The organism is Streptomyces sp. GbtcB7, from assembly GCF_019091445.1.
Taxonomy (GTDB): Bacteria; Actinomycetota; Actinomycetes; order Streptomycetales; family Streptomycetaceae; genus Streptomyces; species Streptomyces mirabilis.
The window spans coordinates 1-229 of sequence record NZ_JAGXJM010000783.1 but is presented as its reverse complement, the minus strand read 5'-3'; the positions used below and the strand labels follow the sequence as shown (position 1 = coordinate 229).

The following is a 229-nucleotide window of genomic DNA, read 5'->3' as shown; positions in this document are numbered from 1 at the left end:
GCCGCCACCGCCGGAATCACCCTGCTGCCCCTGGACACCGAGTCCGACAGCCCCGCCGAGTCCCCCTACCGCTCCGCGGGCTGGACCCGGCTCGGGGCGATACCCGACTCCGCGGCGACGCCTTCGGGCGAGCTGCGCCCGACGACGATCTTCTACAAGGGGGTGGGAGCGACGGCCCCCGGCGAGTGAAGAGCCGCCGCTCCCGGCCGCGGCTACAGCAGGGAGGTCA

1 pseudogene is annotated in these 229 nt (G+C 74.7%); it reads left to right on the top strand.

The window, feature by feature from the left end:
- Positions 1 to 189, top strand: a pseudogene (locus tag KVT44_RS57545) (GNAT family N-acetyltransferase); the annotation flags it as partial.
- Positions 190 to 229 lie beyond the last annotated feature (40 nt).